A 16,921-nucleotide genomic window follows, 5' to 3' on the forward strand; every position below is an offset into this window, starting at 1 on the left:
AGGGTGAAAAGGGCTAGGGAGAATGGGTCATTGAGCGGTTCATCCATGAGTCGCCAAGGGCTGCGGAAATGAGAGTGATTATTAATAGGCAAAAGCCGCAGCACGGCAACCGGCAGGACATTCGTTTGCGCGGCTTTTTCTTTTGATTGCGCTACAGCGTGAGTTTCTGCGGCCTGCAGCGATGAGGCGTGGTCCGGGCTTTCGGCTAAAGGATAATCATTCTTAATTACAGGTAAGAAATTTCCTGCTAGCGTATGCCCCTCTTTTCCGGTTCACAGGGAGTCCGCCATGCTCAGCCCACACGCTGCGCCGCTACCGACCCAAAGGGATTTCACCCTCAATTTTCCCAACACTTTGAACACGGGTGCCGCCACCGTCGTGCCGGAAATCACCCTGTCCGCCGGGACTGTGTTGATGGACAGCCAGATGTGGATGCAAGAGCCGCTGTGGCAAGGTTTGAAGATCATCCTGGTGCTCAGCGGCCAGCTCAATTGCCGGGTCGAAGGCCAGCAGGAAGTGGAGATTCGCGGGCCGACCCTGTGCGCCGTGGCCAACCAGGGTGAACATTGTGGCGATCACCTGTTCGCCAGTGGTGTGCCGGTGCGCTACACCACCGTGCAGCTGGATTTCCCGTCGATCCGCAGCGTCGGCCTTGAGCCTGAGCGCCTGCTGGATAAACGCGGCGGCGGGCCGATGATGTTCTGCCAGCCCGCGAGCAAACCGTTGCTCGCCCTTGCCCAACAGATTTTCACCTGCCCGTTGCAGGGCCCTGCCCGCTCCTTCTATCTGGGCGGCAAGGCCCTGGAGCTGACAGCGCTGGGGGTGGAGGGAATTCTCGCGCAAACCGAGTCGCGCCCGGTGCAGGACGCCCATTGCAACTCAGCGGACATCGAACGCATTCATGCCGCCCGCGACCTGTTGCTCGGTTCGTTGCAGGCTTCGCCGTCATTGGCCGAGCTGTCTCGCGCAGTCGGCCTCAACCCGCGCAAATTGACCGCGGGCTTTCGTCAGGTATTCGGCACCAGTGTCTATGTGTACTTGCAGGAACAGCGCCTGGCCGAAGCCTATCGCCTGCTCGCCAGCGGTGAGACCAATGTGTCCAGCGCCGCGTACCGCGTGGGTTACAGCCCGGCGCATTTCTCCACGGCGTTTCGCAAGCGTTTCGGGGTTTCGCCCAAGGCGTTGCGCTGACGGGTTGTGAAAGTTCCGCCCTGCCCCGCAAACGAAAGAAATGATCGCTCGACCCAAAGCAATAGCCCTGCGTCACAACGCCTGGATGAGATACGTTTGCATTCGCATTGAACACCTCATCATGGAGTGAAGCATGGGCACCCGCGTTCTGTACCGAGACACCCCAGGTTTGCCAATCGATACCGCAGTCCCGCACTTGAAAACCAGTCGCAAGCCCTTGGCAACCCTGATCCATGGCGTTGCCCTGGGCCTGTCGCTGACCCAGATGAACCTTGTGCAGGCCGCCGAGGCGGACACCGATCACGCCCTGGTGCTCGACAGCAGCGTGGTCACCGGGACCCAAGCCGACAGCCCCACCGGACAACAGGCCGGCTACGTGGCCAAGCGTAGCCTCAGCGGGACCAAGACCGACACCGCGCTCAATGAAATCCCCCAGTCGATCTCCGTAGTGACCCGCGACCAGATGGACGCGCAGCAAGTGCAATCGGTGAGCGAAGCGTTGCGCTACACGGCCGGCGTGCAGGCCAACACTACCGCCGCCAGCCAGCGCTTCGACAACCTCTCGATTCGCGGCTTCGACGTGACCAGCACCGGCATGTTGCGCGACGGCTTACGTGGCACCACCACCCAGGCCTGGCCAAAAGCCGAAGCCTATGGCCTGGAACGCATCGACGTGCTCAAGGGCCCGGCCTCGGTGTTGTTCGGCCAGAACGCACCGGGCGGTGTGGTCAACCAGATCAGCAAGCGGCCACTGGACCAGTCGTTCCATGAAGTGCAGCTCCAGGGCGGCAGTTTCGACCGCGCCCAGGGCCAGTTCGACTTCAGCGGGCCACTGGATGACCAGAGGCAATTCCTCTATCGGCTGGTGGGCCTGGAGCGCAGCAGCGGCACCCAGTTCGATCACATCAAGGACGACAAAACCTTCATCGCGCCGTCGTTTACCTGGCGGCCGAACGACGACACCAGCCTGACCGTACTGGCCGATTACTCGGAGGATGAATTCGGCGCGCCCCGGGTGTTCCTGCCGACGGTGGGCACGCTCAAGCCGAACCCGAATGGCAAGGTCAAACACAACGTCTTTCTCGACGAACCCGGCCTGGACAACGGCCGCACGCAATACTCGCTGGGCTACCTGTTGGAGCACCGGATCAACGATGTGTGGAGCCTGAATTCCAGCGCACGTTATGGCCACGTCAACCTGCTGACCAACACCGCCAGCGGCATGTCCCTGGCGCCGGACCTGCGCACCTTGAACCGGTCGGCCTACCGCTTCCGCATCGTCGGCGACGTGTACTCCCTGGACAACAATGCCCAGGCCCGCTGGAACCTTGGCGAGGTGCAGATGGTGTCGCTGCTGGGGGTCGATTACCGGCGCACCCGTGAAGACTATTACCTCAACGGCGGCGCGGCATCGTCGATCGACATCTACAACCCGGTGCACGGGGGTGTGTTCGCGCCGAACACCCCGTTCGCCAGCACCTTGCAGCGCGCCGACCAGACCGGGCTCTACGCCCAGCAGCAGATGACGTTCAACGACCGTTGGGTACTGACCGTCGGCGGTCGCCAGGATCATTCGAGTGCGCGCACCGACAACCGCCTGACCGACACCGGGCAGAAGCAGGACGACAACAAGTTCACCTACCGTGCAGGCCTCGTTTACCTGGCCGACAACGGCCTGTCGCCGTACATCAGCTACGCCACCTCGTTCGACCCGGTGCTCGGCACTGATTTCTACGGCACCAGCTTCAAACCGAGCACCGCCAAGCAGTCGGAAGTCGGCATCAAGTACCAGCCGCCCGGGATCGACAGCTACATCACCCTGTCGCTGTTCGACCTGACCCAGCAGAACGTCAAGACCACCGACCCGAGCAACCCGCTGAACAGCGTGCAGACCGGTGAGGTCAACGTGCGCGGCGTGGAGCTGGAAGGCAAGGCCAGCCTCGCCAAGGGCCTGGACCTGCTGGCAACCCTGACCTACAACGACGCCGAAGTCAGCAAGAGCAACAACCCGCTGGAAAAAGGCAACCGCCCCACCGACACCCCGGAAAAAATGGCGTCGTTGTGGGCTGACTACACCCTGCCCTTTGGCCCGCTCACCGGGCTCGGATTTGGCGTCGGCGTACGCTATATCGGTTCCACCGAGGCCGATGCTGCCAACACTGTGAGCGTGCCCTCCTACACCTTGCTCGACGCGGCGGTGCACTACGATTTCGACAAGCTGATCCCGGCGGCCAAGGGCCTGCGCCTGGCGGTGAATGCCACCAACCTGACCGACAAGCACTATTACGAAGGCTGCTCCCTCTCCAGCTGCAGTGCCGGGTATGACCGCAGTGTCATCGCCAGCCTGCGCTATCGCTGGTAACTGCCATGCGTGGGTGGTGGCTTCGTGTGCATCGATGGCTGGCGCTGAGCGTCGGCCTGCTGCTGGCGCTGATTGGCTTGAGCGGTGCGCTGCTGGAACTCAAGGGGCCGATCCTGCGCTGGGAGGTCGGCAGCCAGGCCTTGGACCTGGCTCCGGTTGAACACGGCGCACTGCTGGATGACGCGCAGTGGATCAGCGCGGCACTGGGTGCCTACCCGCAATTTCAGAAAGTCTTTGGCGCCGCAAAACCGCGCCAGGGTTTCCTGGAATCGGACAACGCGATCGTCTTCGGAGCCCTGGAGGATCGGCCCGGCATCGGCATTGCGATGATCGATCCCTACAGTGCCGAGCCACGGGCATTTTTTGTGTTCGATGACCTGTGGCTGGCGAAGCTGGTGGCGCTGCACCAGGCACTGCTGTTGCCGCCGCCCATTGGCGCCGTCGCCCTGTTTGCCTGTGGCCTGGTGCTGCTGGGCTCGGTGGGCAGCGGCCTGTACCTGTGGTGGCCGGGGCGGCGCAGCTGGTGGAAAGCCGCCAGCTTGCGCCCGGGCAGCCAGGGCCTGCGCCGCCTGCGGGAATGGCACAACGTCGCAGCCGCCTGGCTGTGCCTGCCGTTGGCGGTGATTGCCGGCAGCGGCGCCTGGCTGGCCCGGCCCGACTGGTTCTTCGCCAACCCCGCTGCGATCAAACCGCTGTTCTCCGCCGCCCACGGCCACCTGTTGCTCGGGTTGCCCGGCGCGGCCCTGGCCTTTCTTTGCGGCCTGGCATTGCCGCTGCTCTATCTCACCGGGCTGTTGTTGTGGTGGCGCAAACGCGTCCGCCACGTGCGCCCAACTGTTCAAGGAAATTGTTCATGAAACACCCTCTGTTGTTGCAACGCGGCCTGCTGCTCGGTCTTGGCCTGTTAATGAGCGGCCTGGCCTGCGCCCACACCGTCACCGACCTGGCGGGGCGCAAGGTCGACGTACCGGACAAGGTCTCGCATATCCTGCTGGGTGAAGGCCGGATGATCTACTCGCTGTCGCTCCTTGAAGGCAAGAACCCGTTTACCCGCATCGCCGGCTGGCAAGGGGATTTTCGCGGCCTGGACGTGCAGGGTTACGCCGCGTTCCAGAAGCACTTTCCCGAAGCCGACAACGTACCGTTGGTAGGCGGCACCTCCGCCGAAACCTTCAGTGTGGAAAAGGCCCTGGCGGTACACCCGGACCTGGCGATCATGGCCTTGAGCGGCGGCCATGGCCCGAGCCCCGACAGCGAGGCGGTCAAGCAGCTGGAAGCGGCCGGCGTGGCGGTGATTTTCGTCGACTTCAGCGACCATCCGCTGAGCAACACGGTGCCGAGCATGCGCCTGCTGGGCAAGGCTCTGGACCGTAATCAACAAGCCGAGGACTACATCGCGTTTTACCAGGCCTCGCTGGCCAAGGTCACCGATACCCTGGCCAAGGCCGGGACGGTAAAACGGCCGAAGATCTTCATCGACATGCTCGCCGGCCTGCAGGATTGCTGTGGTTCGCCGGGCACCGGCAACTTCGGGGAAATGATCAAGCTCGCGGGTGGCCGGAACATCGCCGACGGGCGCATTCCCGGCCCGATCGGCACATTGAACGTCGAATACATTCTGTCCAGCGATCCGGATGTGTACGTCGCCACCGGCGTATTCGGCCACGGCCAGGGCGGTGTGACCCTCGGCTATTCGGCCACGCCGCAGCAGGCCAACGACAGCCTCAAGCAAGTGTCCCAGCGCGCGCCGCTGAATGAACTGCGGGCGGTACGTGAAGGCAACGTGCATGGCCTCTGGCATATTTTCTATGACTCGCCGGAACACTTGATCGCAGTGCAGGCCCTGGCCAAGTGGCTGCATCCTGAGTTGTTCGCCGACCTGGATCCGGAACAGACCCGAGCCGAATTGTACCGGCGCTTTATGCCAATTCCGGCCAGCGGCGTATTCACCACGAGCCTTGTGCCGTGACGCAGGTGCAAGCCTGTGCGAGCGCCGATGGCGCAGGTGAGCGCTATCGCCACCGCCATGGACGACGGGTATTGCTGTTGTCGGCGCTGGCGTTGGCATTGGTGGTTTCCCTGGCGGTGGACATCACCACCGGGCCTTCCGGCATGAGCCTGACGCGCCTGTTGCAAGTGCTGTGGGACCCGGCTTCGATGCCGCGGGTGGAGGCGGTGATCGTATGGAATGTGCGCCTGCCTTACGCGTTGATGGCGGTACTGGTGGGCGCGGCACTGGCCCTGGCCGGCGCCGAAATGCAGACGGTGCTGGATAACCCGCTGGCCAGCCCGTTCACCCTCGGCGTTTCCGCCGCCGCCGCCTTCGGTGCAGCCCTGGCCATTGTGCTCGGGATGGGCATTCCTGGCGTGCCGGCGCAGTACCTGATTTCGGCCAACGCCTTTCTGTTCGCACTGGCATCGGTGGCATTGCTGTATCTGTTGGCACGCTGGCGTGGGTTTGGTGTGGAGAGCCTGGTGCTGTTCGGGATTGCCCTGGTGTTTGCGTTCAATGCGCTGGTGGCACTGCTGCAGTTTGTGGCGAGCCAGGACAGCCTTCAGCAACTGGTGTTCTGGACCCTGGGCAGCCTGGCCCGGGCGTCCTGGGAAAAGCTCGCGATCCTCGCTGCGGCGTTGCTGCTGTGCCTGCCGTTTTCCCTGCGTCAGAGTTGGGCGTTGACTGCCCTGACCCTGGGCGAGGAACGCGCCCGCAGTTTCGGGATTGATGTCGGCCGCCTGCGGGTGCTGTCGTTGCTGCGCATCAGCCTGCTGTCGGCGCTGGCGGTTTCGTTTGTCGGCACTATCGGTTTTATCGGGCTGATTGCTCCGCATATCGCGCGGCTGTTGGTGGGTGAAGATCACCGCTTGTTCCTGCCAGCGAGCGTGCTCAGCGGTGGCTTGATCCTGTCGATGGCGTCGATTGCCAGCAAGGCATTGATGCCCGGCGTGTTGATTCCGGTGGGGATTGTCACCGCACTGGTGGGAATTCCGTTTTTCATGGCGATTGTGATGCGTAACCGCCGAGGTGCTCTGTGACCGGATTAAGCACACAAGCATTGAGCATGCACTACGGCAGTCGCAGCGTGCTGCAGGACATTCATCTGCCGGCGTTGCTGCCCGGCACCATCACCGCGCTGATCGGCCCCAACGCTGCCGGCAAGTCGACCTTGTTGCGTGGCATCGCCGGACTGCACAAGGCGCACGGCCAGATCTGGCTGGAGGGTGTCGATCTCAATCGCCTGCCGCAAGTCGAGCGCGCGCAACAAGTGGTGTACCTGCCTCAGAGCCTGCCGGAGCGTACGCGCCTGTGCGCCTTCGAAGCGGTACTGAGTGCGGCCATGGCCGGCCATCGCGGCGCGGGTTTTGCGCCTGGGCGGCCGAGCCCGACGGTGCTCAAGGGCGTGGAAAAAATCCTCGCCGACCTCGACCTGACCGCCCTCGCCGACCGCCCGATCGATGCACTTTCCGGTGGCCAGCGCCAACTGGTGGGCCTGGCCCAGGCCCTGGTGCGCCAGCCTCGGGTGTTGCTGCTGGACGAACCCACCAGCGCCCTGGACCTGTATCACCAGTGCCAGGTGGTGGAAGCCATCACCCAGGCCACCCGCGAACGCAACCTGATCACCCTGGTGGTGGTGCACGACATCAACCTCGCCCTGGGCTTCAGTGATCAGGTGGTGGTGTTGCACAACGGTCAGTTGGCCGCTGCCGGGCCACCGCAAGTGGTGATCAATCAGGCGTTGCTGAAAAACGTCTATGGTGTGAGTGGCCGCCTGGAACAGGTGCATGGCCGCCCGCTGGTGATGGTGGATGCACGACTGCCCTTTTCTCCTGCCCTTGGATAACCGATGAACAGCTCCCAAGACGCTGCACTCGCGACTTTGCACACTGACCGCCCATTCAACCTGAGGCCGCTGCTGTTGGCCAACATGGCCTGCACCATGGCGATGATGGCATTTGTCTCGCTGATTGGCCCGATCGCTCGGGTGCTTGGCCTGGCCACCTGGCAGGCAGGTGCGGCGGTCACCGTGTCCGGGGTGATCTGGATGCTTCTGGCTCGTCCATGGGGCCAGGCCAGTGACCGACTGGGCCGGCGCCGTGTGCTGCTGCTGGGCACCGGTGGTTTCACCCTGGCCTACTGGGCGCTGTGCGTGTTTATCGATGCGTCCCTGCAACTGCTGCCATCGGCCATGTTGGCGTTTATCGGGCTGATTCTGGGTCGTGGCCTGATCGGCGTGTTCTACGCTGCGATACCGGTGGGCGGCTATGCGCTGGTGGCCGACAACATTGAGCCTGAGCACCGCGCCAAGGCCATGGCTTCCCTGGGCGCCGCCAACGCCTGCGGCCTGGTGCTGGGCCCGGCGATTGCTGCGCTGTTGGCGCGTCACAGCCTGAGCCTGCCGTTTTATGCGATGGCGGTGTTACCGCTGTTGGGATTCTTGTTGCTGCTGGCCAAATTGCCGCGCCAGGAGCTGCACCTCAAGCAGCCGCCCAAGCCGGTCAACCTCTCGGACCCACGCCTGCGTCGACCGTTGGTGGTGGCGTTTGTCGCGATGCTGTGTGTGTCGATCGCGCAGATAACCGTGGGTTTTTTCGCATTGGATCGCTTGAAGATGAACCCGGCCGATGCGGCACAAACTGCCGGTATCGCCCTGACCATGGTCGGGCTGGCGTTGATCTGTTCGCAACTGGTAGTGCGCAAACTGGAGTGGCCGCCGCTGCGGATGATTCGCATCGGTGCGGTGGTGTCAGCCCTGGGATTTGCCGGCAGCATGTTCGCTGATACGGCCTGGATCCTGTGGCTGTGCTTTTTTGTGTCCGCGGCCGGCATGGGCTGGATCTTCCCGTCTTTCGCGGCGCTGGCGGCGAATGCGGTGGATGCGTCGGAGCAAGGCGCCACGGCAGGTTCGGTGGGTGCGGCCCAAGGCCTGGGCGTGGTGGTCGGGCCGTTGGCCGGGACCTTGATCTACGCGATCGAACCTCGCCTGCCCTACTTGGTGGCGGCGGCGCTGCTGCTATTGATCGCGTGCTGGCCGGCGGCACGGCAACCAGGTAACACCCCAGGTTGAGCTACCTGTTATTTCTGACAGTAGACGTCCATCCCTGAAAAGCCTCTGATAAAGCGCGTGGCCACAGCATTAGCTGAGGCCACCTACCTTTTCTGGAGACAAGCACCATGAGCGACGACCTGAATGACTTGACGACATTTACTGACAGAAATTGGAATGGCTGGCACCCGGACCGCCCAGACACCGCAAAGCTTGAGCCACGGACGCCTGGGAACGATCACGAGTTCTACCTCACCAATGCATCCGATGCGGTTCATGAGATGGGTATCTCCAAGTCCTACTCATTCATAAAGGGCACTGAATACACAGTGATCTTTGAATACCGGACCCTATCGGAAACGGACATCATCGTGTTGGCGGGAGGCTTGGAGCAAGCATACGGGCCACATCCACCGTCTCCCGGCTGGACGCGCCTGACTGTCCCTCTTCCGTACGTGAAAGAGGACGGAGGCACTCACCCAATCTCAATCAGACTCTGGTCAAGAAGTGCAGGCAGCGAACCCCATCGCTACGACTTGGACAACATTCTTGTCAGGTCGATTCCGGATTAACCTGCAAGGTCACGGGCCCTACAAAATCCGATACAGCAAACGCTCGATCCGCACCCGGCTGACCCGGCGCAAGAACTTGCCGACGGCCGCCGGGTACTCCACCAGGGTTTCCAGCTGCTGGTAGCGTTCAATACGCGAGGTGTGCTGGAAAATCTCGGCAAGCTCGGTGCGCCGTGGCCCTACCCACTCACCCTTGGGATCATCGATCAGCAAGGCGTTTTCCAGGTCGAGGCGAAACGCTCGTGGGTTGATGTTGTTGCCGGTCAGCAAGGTGTAGCGCTGGTCGACCCACATGCCCTTGAGGTGGTAGGTGTTGTCGCCGTCGCGCCACAGGTGCAGGTTCAGCTGGCCGCTGTCGATCATGCGCTGGTGGCGCTTGGCGAAGCGACGCAGGCTTATTTCGTAGAGATACGGTAGCGCGGCGATGACCTTGAACGGCTCGCTCGGCGGGATGTAGAAGTCGTTGGCAGTCTTGTCGCCAACAATGATGTCAATCTTCACCCCGCGGGCCAGGGCGCGGTTGATTTCCCGGGTCACCGGCAGCGGCAGGTTGAAGTACGGCGTGCAGATGGTCAGCTGGTGCTGGGCGCTGGCAATCAGCTCGCAGATCACCCGGCTCAGGGGGTTGTTCTTGCACACGCCCAGCAACGGACTGACCGTCAGGTTGCCGTTGGGCAACTGCCCCGCCGAGGTGTCATACACCGCGTGTTTGAGGCGGCTGCGCAGGTCGCCGATGTCGTTGCGCAGGCTGCGAGTGGTCGGCGGGTTGGGCAGGTCCAGGCGATGCACCGCCTTGGCGGCCACCAGGCCGTGCTCCACCAGGTGCTGCATCGAGTCGGCCAGCGCCTTGTTGTGGATCAGGTGATAACGGTCGTAGCGGTATTTGTCGAACTTGTGCAGGTACACGTTATTCAGGCTGGCGCCGCTGTACAGCACGCTGTCATCGATCACGAAGCCCTTGAGGTGCAGCACGCCGAACAGTTCGCGGGTTTGCACCGGCACGCCGTACACCGGCACTTCGGTGCTGTGGGACTGGGTCATGGCCTGGTACCAGGCGCTGTTGCCCGGTTGCTTGCCGGCACCGATCAAACCGCGCTGGGCCCGTAGCGAGTCGACCACCACCACGATATCCAGCCCGGGCCGGGCGGCCTTGGCAGCGTGCAACGCGTCGTAGATCTCTTGCCCCGCCTCATCCTGCTGCAGGTACAACGCTACGATGTAGATGCGCTGGGTGGCCTGGGAAATTTTCTCCAGCAGGCAACGGCGGTACTCGGCGGCGCCGGACAGCACCTCGATCGCGTCGGGCGTGAGGGGAAAACCGCGCAGCTTGGGCAACAGGGAGCGTTTGAATAACGACGGCATAGGGCTCGCAATGGGTCGAATCCGAAGGACTCCAGAGCTTACACCATGGGCTGGCTCAGGTCTTCCCGCCCAGGGTTAAAAATAATTAATTGACCAAGGAGAACGATCGTTCTACTGTAATCTCCATGAACGATATCACTCGCGACATTATCCTCGACGTTACCGAAAAGTTGATCTACCGAAATGGCATCGCTGCCACCGGCGTGGATCTTCTGGTGAAAACCGCCGGCGTCTCCAGAAAGAGCGTCTACCGCTACTTCGCCAACAAGGACGAACTGGTGATTGCCGCCCTGCAACGCCGCGACGAGCGCTGGATGCAGTGGCTGCGCAGCGAAGTTGAACACCACTCCACCACGGGCGAGCGCCTGCTGGGTGTGTTCAGCGCGTTGAAAACCTGGTTCGGCTCCGATGACTTTCGCGGCTGCGCCTTCATCAACACCAGCGGCGAGACCGGCGACCCGCAAGACCCGGTCCGCCTGCTGGTCAAGGCCCATAAACAGAAACTGTTCGAGTACGCCCTTGAACTGTGTCAAGCACATGGCACCCCCGACCCGGAACGCCAGGCCGCGCACCTGCTGATCCTGATTGATGGCGCCATTACCGTTGCCCTGGTGATGGGCGACACCACCGCTGCCGATAATGCGCAATCCATGGCGCGAACCCTATTGCAACTTTGACCTGACTTTTAAACCTGTTAAGGAGCCGTCCCATGTCATCCAACGCAGAAATACGCCCGCCGTTGCCGCCGTTTACCCGTGAGTCGGCGATTGAAAAAGTTCGCCTGGCCGAAGACGGCTGGAACTCCCGGGACCCGCAACGGGTGTCCTTGGCCTATACCCTGGATACCCAGTGGCGCAACCGCGCCGAGTTCGCCCACAACCGCGAAGAGGCCAAGGCTTTCCTGACCCGCAAATGGGCCAAAGAGCTGGATTATCGGTTGATCAAGGAGTTGTGGGCGTTTACCGGCAACCGCATTGCGGTGCGCTATGCCTATGAATGGCATGACGACTCCGGCAACTGGTTCCGCTCCTACGGCAACGAGAACTGGGAGTTTGACGAGAACGGCTTGATGGCGAACCGGTTTGCCTGCATCAACGACATGCCGATCAAGGAAAGCGAGCGCAAGTTCCACTGGCCGCTGGGGCGGCGTCCGGATGAGCATCCGGGGTTGTCGGAGCTTGGGTTGTAGGCTCGACGCTACACAACTGTGGGAGCGGGCTTGCTCGCGAAGGCAATGGCTCAGCCAACATCTCCAGCGACTGACCCATCGCTTTCGCGAGCAAGCCCGCTCCCACATTGGTATTTGCCGTATCCGTCAGTCCTGGTTCAAACCCACCCGATACAACACGCCGTTATCTTCATCCGTGAGCACATACAGGTAACCATCCGGGCCCTGGCGCACATCGCGGATCCGCGCTTTCAGGCCACCCAGCAGTCGCTCTTCGTGGATGACCTTGTCCCCATCGAACTGCAAGCGAATCAACTCCTGGCTGACCAATGCCCCGATAAACACGTTGTGCTGCCAGGCCTTGAACCGGTCAGCGTCGTAGAACGCCATGCCGCTCACACCCGGGGATTTTTCCCAGACGTGGTGGGGTGCAACGGTGCCTTCGACTGTCTTGCCCTTGGCCTCGGGAATCGGCGTCAGGGAATAGTTGATGCCATGGGTCGCCAGCGGCCAGCCGTAGTTTTTCCCTCGTTCAATGATATTGATCTCATCCCCGCCACGCGGGCCATGTTCGTTTTCCCAGAGTGTGCCGCTCCACGGGTTGAGTGCCGCACCCTGGGGGTTACGCTGGCCGTAGGACCAGATTTCCGGCCTCACGCCTTCCTGGCCGACAAAGGGGTTGTCTTCCGGTATACGACCATCCGGGAAGATCCGCACCACTTTGCCTTGCAGCTTGTCGAGGTCCTGGGCGGTGGGCCGGTCGTTGTTTTCCCCGAGGGTCACGAACAGGTACCCATCGCGGTCAAACACCAGCCGCGAGCCGAAGTGGTTGCCCGTGGACAGCTTGGGCTCCTGACGCAGGATCACCTTGAAGTCTTGCAGTCCGCTCAGGTCATCGCTCAAGCGCCCACGCCCGACTGCGGTGCCTGCGGTGCCATTCGTGCCGCCGCCCTCGGCGTAGGACAGGTACACCAGGCGGTCCTCCTTGAAGTCCGGCGACAGCACCACGTCCAGCAGGCCGCCCTGCCCTTTGGCAAACACCTTCGGCACGCCACTCAGGGGCGCGGACAGTTTGCCGTCCGGGCTGACAAACCGCAGGTTGCCGGGACGTTCGGTGACCAGGAAGCCTTGCTTGTCCGGCAGGAACGCCACCGCCCACGGGTGATCGAGGCCCTTGGCAATCGGGGTGACGGTGATACTCCCTTGCTCGCTGGGAAACTGCTGGGTGGCGGCCGCCGAGACAGGCAGCGCCAGGGGCAGCAAGGCAGCGGCGCAGAAGGTCGCTAGAAGGGTTTTGCGTAACAGCATACGGTGGGTTTCCTTGTCGTCTTTACACACTCAATCGCCGCGATTGCCATTGGCGTCACGGGTGGGAGCCTTGGGCTGGATAGCCGGCGGGGTCTGCGCGCCGTCACGGCGCTGGACGCTGTTGCCGATACCGCCGTTTTGCAGGGTCGGCGGCCGCTGTGCCGGCGGAATATAGGTGCCTCGCGCTGCCGGCGCGTTGGGCTGGGTGCCCTGCATGCTGTTGGGATTGGCCTGGTGGATGGGGCCGTTGTAGGGGTTGTTGCTGCTGCCGGGCAGGTTTTGCGCCTGTGCCAACGAACTCAAGGCCAGGCCCAACGCCAATACGGCAAGGTTGCGCAAACGGGTGTTCATGACAAAGCCTCTCTGGGCGCAAGTAATACGTGCTTTCGATAACACGCTACGCCTTGGGTTCGGCGTTGGTAACTAAATAGTTTCTCATCAGGTGTAACACGATCTGTCTGAAACCCTGGTGCCAGCCGGCTGGCCAGGGAAACTTTTGCCGAATCCGCCCTGTCACCTGAAGACCACACACTTCAGGAATACCGACATGCCACGGGCTATCTGGAAAGGCGCAATCAGTTTTGGCTTGGTGCACATCCCCGTGTCACTGGTCTCGGCCACGTCCTCCCAGGGCGTCGACTTCGACTGGCTGGACAAACGCAGCATGGACCCGGTGGGTTACAAGCGCATCAACAAGACCACCGGCAAGGAAGTCACCAAGGAGAATATCGTCAAGGGCGTGGCCTACGAGAAAGGTCGCTACGTGATCCTCAGCGAAGACGAAATCCGCTCGGCCCACCCCAAGTCCACCCAGACCATCGAAATCATCGCGTTTGTGGCCAGCGACCAGATCCCGTTGCAGAACATCGACACGCCCTACTTCCTGGCCCCCGACAAGCGCGGCGGCAAGGTGTATGCCCTGCTGCGCGAAACCCTGAAGAAAACCCGCAAGGTCGCCCTGGCCAACGTGGTGCTGCACACCAAGCAGCACCTGGCGGCACTGATGCCGCTGGAGTCGGCGCTGGTGCTGGTGATGCTGCGCTGGCCTGCCGAAGTGCGTGGCCTGGACGAGTTGGAATTGGGCAGCGACGTGACCAAACCGACATTGGCCAAGGGCGAACTCGACATGGCCAAGCGTCTGGTGGAAGACATGAGTGCCGACTGGCAGCCGGACGAATACCGCGACAGCTTCCAGGAAAAGATCATGGCGCTGGTGGCGAAGAAGGCCAAGGCCGGCAAGATCGAAGACGTGGAATCCAGCGAAGGTGTCGACGAGCGCAAATCTGCGGACGTGATCGACCTGACGGAGTTGCTCAAGCGCAGCCTGGCCGGCAAGCCCGCGACCAAGGCTGCAGCCAAGAAACCTGCCGCGAAAAAGACCAGCAAGGCTTCATGAGGTAGACCGCCATGGCCAAGCCCCTGAGTGAATACAACGCCAAGCGCGACTTCGACGTGACCGCCGAACCCGCCGGCAGTGCGCCTCGCGCCAGGAACCGGGCGCATGCCCTGTCGTTCGTGATTCAAAAGCACGATGCGCGCAACCTGCATTATGACTTTCGCCTGGAGCTCGACGGCGTCCTCAAAAGCTGGGCGGTGCCCAAGGGCCCAAGCCTCGACCCGAGCCAGAAGCGCCTCGCGGTGCATGTGGAAGATCATCCATTGGGCTACGGCAGTTTCGAGGGCAGCATTCCGGCAGGCCAATACGGCGCTGGCGATGTGATCGTGTGGGATCGCGGCGTGTGGCAGCCCCACGATGACCCGCACAAGGCCTACGCGGCCGGCAAGCTGAAGTTCAGCCTGATCGGCGAAAAACTGGCAGGCGACTGGACGCTGGTGCGCACCCGACTCAAGGGCAGCGGCGACAAGGAGCAGTGGTTGTTGATCAAGGAGAACGATCAGCAGGCACGCCCGGTGGCTGACTACGATGTGGTTCAGGCTGAACCGAAAAGCGTGCTGAGCGACGCAACGGTGGGGGCTGCGAAAAAGCCCGCAGCGCCGAAGAAAGCCAGGCGCAAGCCCTCAACCGACCTGCCCGATCAACTCGCGCCACAGCTGGCGACACTGGTGGACCGTGCACCGGAAGGCGATTGGGTGTACGAGATCAAATTCGACGGCTATCGCATCCTCGCGCGGATTCGCGATGGCGAAGTTCGGCTGTTCACCCGCAATGGCCATGACTGGACCGATCGCCTGCCACGCCAGGCCAAGGCCCTGGAAGCCCTGAAGCTCAAGGACAGTTGGCTTGACGGTGAGGTGGTCAGCCTGAACGCCGACGGGCTGCCGGATTTCCAGGCGCTGCAAAACGCCTTTGATATCGGCCGCAGCCTGGACATTGTCTATTACCTGTTCGATGCGCCGTTCCTGGACGGCCGCGACCAGCGCGAAGCCGCTGTCGAAGAGCGCCGCACCGCACTGAAGGACGCGGTTAGCCGCAGCAAGAGCAAGCTGCTGCGCTTCTCCGAGTCCTTTGCTGCCAACCAGCGGGATATCTTCGAAAGTGCCTGCGACCTGGCGCTGGAGGGCGTGATCGGCAAACGTGCCGGCAGCCCCTACGTTTCCAGGCGCAGCCCGGACTGGATCAAGCTCAAGTGCCGGCTGCGCCAGGAATTCGTGATCGTAGGGTTCACCCGCCCGCAAGGTTCGCGCAGCGGGTTTGGCGCGCTGTTGCTGGCGGTCAATGATGACAGCGACCTGGTGTATGCCGGGCGCGTAGGTACCGGATTCGATCAGGCCGCGCTGAAAAAGATCAGTGCACAGTTGAAGGCGCTGGAACGCCAGACTTCACCGCTGGCCAAGCCCCTGACCAGTGCCCAGGCACGCGGCGTGCACTGGGTCGAGCCGCAGCTGGTGGGCGAAGTGCAATTTGCCGAATGGACCCGCGAAGGTGTGGTGCGCCAGGCGGCGTTTGTCGGGCTGCGCACCGACAAGCCGGCGGAGCAGATTGTGCATGAGCAGCCGCGGACGGCCAAATCGCTGAAGGAAAAACCCCGCAAAAAGACGGCGGGCACCGGCGCCGTGGCTGGGGTCAGGATTACCCATCCGGACCGAGTCATCGATGCCCAGAGCGCTACACAGAAACTGCAACTGGCACAGTTCTATGAGGGCATCAGCGAATGGCTCCTGCCCTTTCTGCGCAACCGGCCGGTGTCCTTGCTCAGGGCACCGGAAGGCATTGCCGGCGAACAGTTTTTCCAGAAGCACTCCGAGCGCCTGTCGATCCCGAATATCAAGCAACTGGACCAGGCCCTGGACCCGGGCCATGCGCGGCTGATGGAAATCGACAGCCCGGCCGCGCTCATCGGTGCCGTGCAGATGGGTACCGTCGAGTTGCATACCTGGGGCGCTACCGCTGACAAGATTGAAACCCCGGACCTGTTTGTGCTCGACCTCGACCCGGACCCGGCACTGCCGTGGAAAAGCATGCTTGAAGCGGCGCAACTGACCTTGTCGGTACTCGATGAACTGGGGCTTGAAGCGTTCGTCAAGACCAGCGGCGGCAAAGGCCTGCACCTGGTGGTGCCGCTGGCGCGCCGCGACGGCTGGGACTCGGTAAAAGCCTTCGCCAAGGCCATCGCCCAGTTCATGACGCTGCAGTTGCCTGAACGCTTTACCGCGACTTCGGGCCCGAAGAATCGCGTGGGCAAGATCTTCATCGACTACCTACGCAACGCCCGGGGCGCCAGCACGGTAGCCGCCTACTCGGTGCGGGCGCGGCCCGGCCTGCCGGTATCGGTACCGGTGAGTCGTGATGAGTTGAAGAGTTTGCACAGCGCCCAACAATGGACGGTGGCTAACCTGCACGAGCGTTTGCAGGGTTTGAAGAAGGACCCGTGGGCGGGTTATGCCAATCGGCAGAAGATCAGCAAGAAGATGTGGGAGAAGCTGGGGGCGCATCCGCCAGGCTGATGCGCTCCGC

At 62.4% G+C, this 16,921-nt stretch carries 15 protein-coding genes; 12 read left to right on the top strand and 3 right to left on the bottom strand.

The genetic code is table 11. The annotated features are described in order from the left end of the window. Nucleotides 1-288: 288 nt before the first annotated feature. The 8 genes from HX805_RS25205 to HX805_RS25240 all read left to right on the top strand — a co-directional run bounded on the left by HX805_RS25205 (nt 289) and on the right by HX805_RS25240 (nt 9,167). On the top strand, nt 289-1,191 hold the full coding sequence (locus HX805_RS25205) for an AraC family transcriptional regulator (RefSeq protein WP_003218429.1): 903 nt from the start codon (nt 289-291) through the stop codon (nt 1,189-1,191). Between the two features lie 133 nt (nt 1,192-1,324). Beyond that, nucleotides 1,325-3,553 carry a TonB-dependent siderophore receptor gene (locus HX805_RS25210; RefSeq protein WP_003218431.1) on the top strand — a complete coding sequence of 743 codons (2,229 nt, stop codon included), beginning with the start codon at nt 1,325-1,327 and terminating at the stop codon, nt 3,551-3,553. 5 nt (nt 3,554-3,558) lie between these two features. Beyond that, the gene (locus tag HX805_RS25215; RefSeq protein ID WP_177117380.1) at nt 3,559-4,410 is read left to right on the top strand and encodes a PepSY domain-containing protein; all 852 of its coding nucleotides are present in this window, start codon (nt 3,559-3,561) and stop codon (nt 4,408-4,410) included. Further along, nucleotides 4,407-5,522 carry an ABC transporter substrate-binding protein gene (locus HX805_RS25220; protein WP_003218435.1) on the top strand — a complete coding sequence of 372 codons (1,116 nt, stop codon included), beginning with the start codon at nt 4,407-4,409 and terminating at the stop codon, nt 5,520-5,522. Before HX805_RS25215 ends, HX805_RS25220 begins: the two co-directional genes overlap by 4 nt. Beyond that, complete coding sequence (locus HX805_RS25225) at nt 5,519-6,586, top strand: iron ABC transporter permease (RefSeq protein ID WP_023658859.1); 1,068 nt, start codon at nt 5,519-5,521, stop codon at nt 6,584-6,586. The genes HX805_RS25220 and HX805_RS25225 overlap by 4 nt, the downstream gene beginning before the upstream one ends. A 26-nt stretch (nt 6,587-6,612) precedes the next feature. Beyond that, nucleotides 6,613-7,392, top strand: a complete 780-nt coding sequence (locus HX805_RS25230) for an ABC transporter ATP-binding protein (RefSeq protein WP_003218440.1) — start codon at nt 6,613-6,615, stop codon at nt 7,390-7,392. A 3-nt stretch (nt 7,393-7,395) separates the two neighbouring features. Then, entirely contained in the window at nt 7,396-8,616 is a 1,221-nt protein-coding gene (locus HX805_RS25235; protein ID WP_003218442.1) for an MFS transporter, read from the top strand. Between the two features lie 107 nt (nt 8,617-8,723). Then, nucleotides 8,724-9,167 (top strand): hypothetical protein, encoded by a 444-nt coding sequence (locus HX805_RS25240; protein WP_008436193.1) that lies wholly within the window; start codon nt 8,724-8,726, stop codon nt 9,165-9,167. A gap of 18 nt (nt 9,168-9,185) precedes the next feature. Here HX805_RS25240 and pssA read toward each other — a convergent pair whose 3' ends face one another. Further along, nucleotides 9,186-10,529 (bottom strand): CDP-diacylglycerol--serine O-phosphatidyltransferase, encoded by a 1,344-nt coding sequence (pssA, locus tag HX805_RS25245; RefSeq protein WP_102604991.1) that lies wholly within the window; start codon nt 10,527-10,529, stop codon nt 9,186-9,188. Between the two features lie 125 nt (nt 10,530-10,654). Between pssA and HX805_RS25250 the strand changes: the two genes are divergently transcribed. Then, nucleotides 10,655-11,206, top strand: coding sequence for a TetR/AcrR family transcriptional regulator (locus tag HX805_RS25250; RefSeq protein WP_177117381.1), 552 nt, complete (start codon nt 10,655-10,657; stop codon nt 11,204-11,206). Between the two features lie 32 nt (nt 11,207-11,238). After that, entirely contained in the window at nt 11,239-11,718 is a 480-nt protein-coding gene (locus HX805_RS25255; RefSeq protein ID WP_008436190.1) for a nuclear transport factor 2 family protein, read from the top strand. A 126-nt stretch (nt 11,719-11,844) separates the two neighbouring features. Here the strand turns inward: HX805_RS25255 and HX805_RS25260 are convergent, their stop codons facing one another. Together HX805_RS25260 and HX805_RS25265 are read right to left on the bottom strand one after the other, a co-directional pair. Continuing rightward, nucleotides 11,845-13,005: a PQQ-dependent sugar dehydrogenase gene (locus tag HX805_RS25260; protein WP_003218452.1), complete on the bottom strand. Its 1,161-nt coding sequence runs from the start codon at nt 13,003-13,005 to the stop codon at nt 11,845-11,847. 30 nt (nt 13,006-13,035) lie between these two features. Further along, entirely contained in the window at nt 13,036-13,356 is a 321-nt protein-coding gene (locus HX805_RS25265) for a hypothetical protein (protein ID WP_087692672.1), read from the bottom strand. A 196-nt stretch (nt 13,357-13,552) separates the two neighbouring features. On the opposite strand from HX805_RS25265, the gene HX805_RS25270 reads away from it, so the two are divergent. Both HX805_RS25270 and ligD read left to right on the top strand, forming a co-directional pair. Then, nucleotides 13,553-14,401 carry a Ku protein gene (locus tag HX805_RS25270; RefSeq protein ID WP_003218456.1) on the top strand — a complete coding sequence of 283 codons (849 nt, stop codon included), beginning with the start codon at nt 13,553-13,555 and terminating at the stop codon, nt 14,399-14,401. A gap of 11 nt (nt 14,402-14,412) precedes the next feature. Next, nucleotides 14,413-16,911 (top strand): DNA ligase D, encoded by a 2,499-nt coding sequence (ligD, locus tag HX805_RS25275; protein WP_102369152.1) that lies wholly within the window; start codon nt 14,413-14,415, stop codon nt 16,909-16,911. The last annotated feature ends 10 nt before the right edge of the window (nt 16,912-16,921 follow it).

It is taken from the genome of Pseudomonas sp. G5001 (assembly GCF_013385475.1).
Classification (GTDB): domain Bacteria; phylum Pseudomonadota; class Gammaproteobacteria; order Pseudomonadales; family Pseudomonadaceae; genus Aquipseudomonas.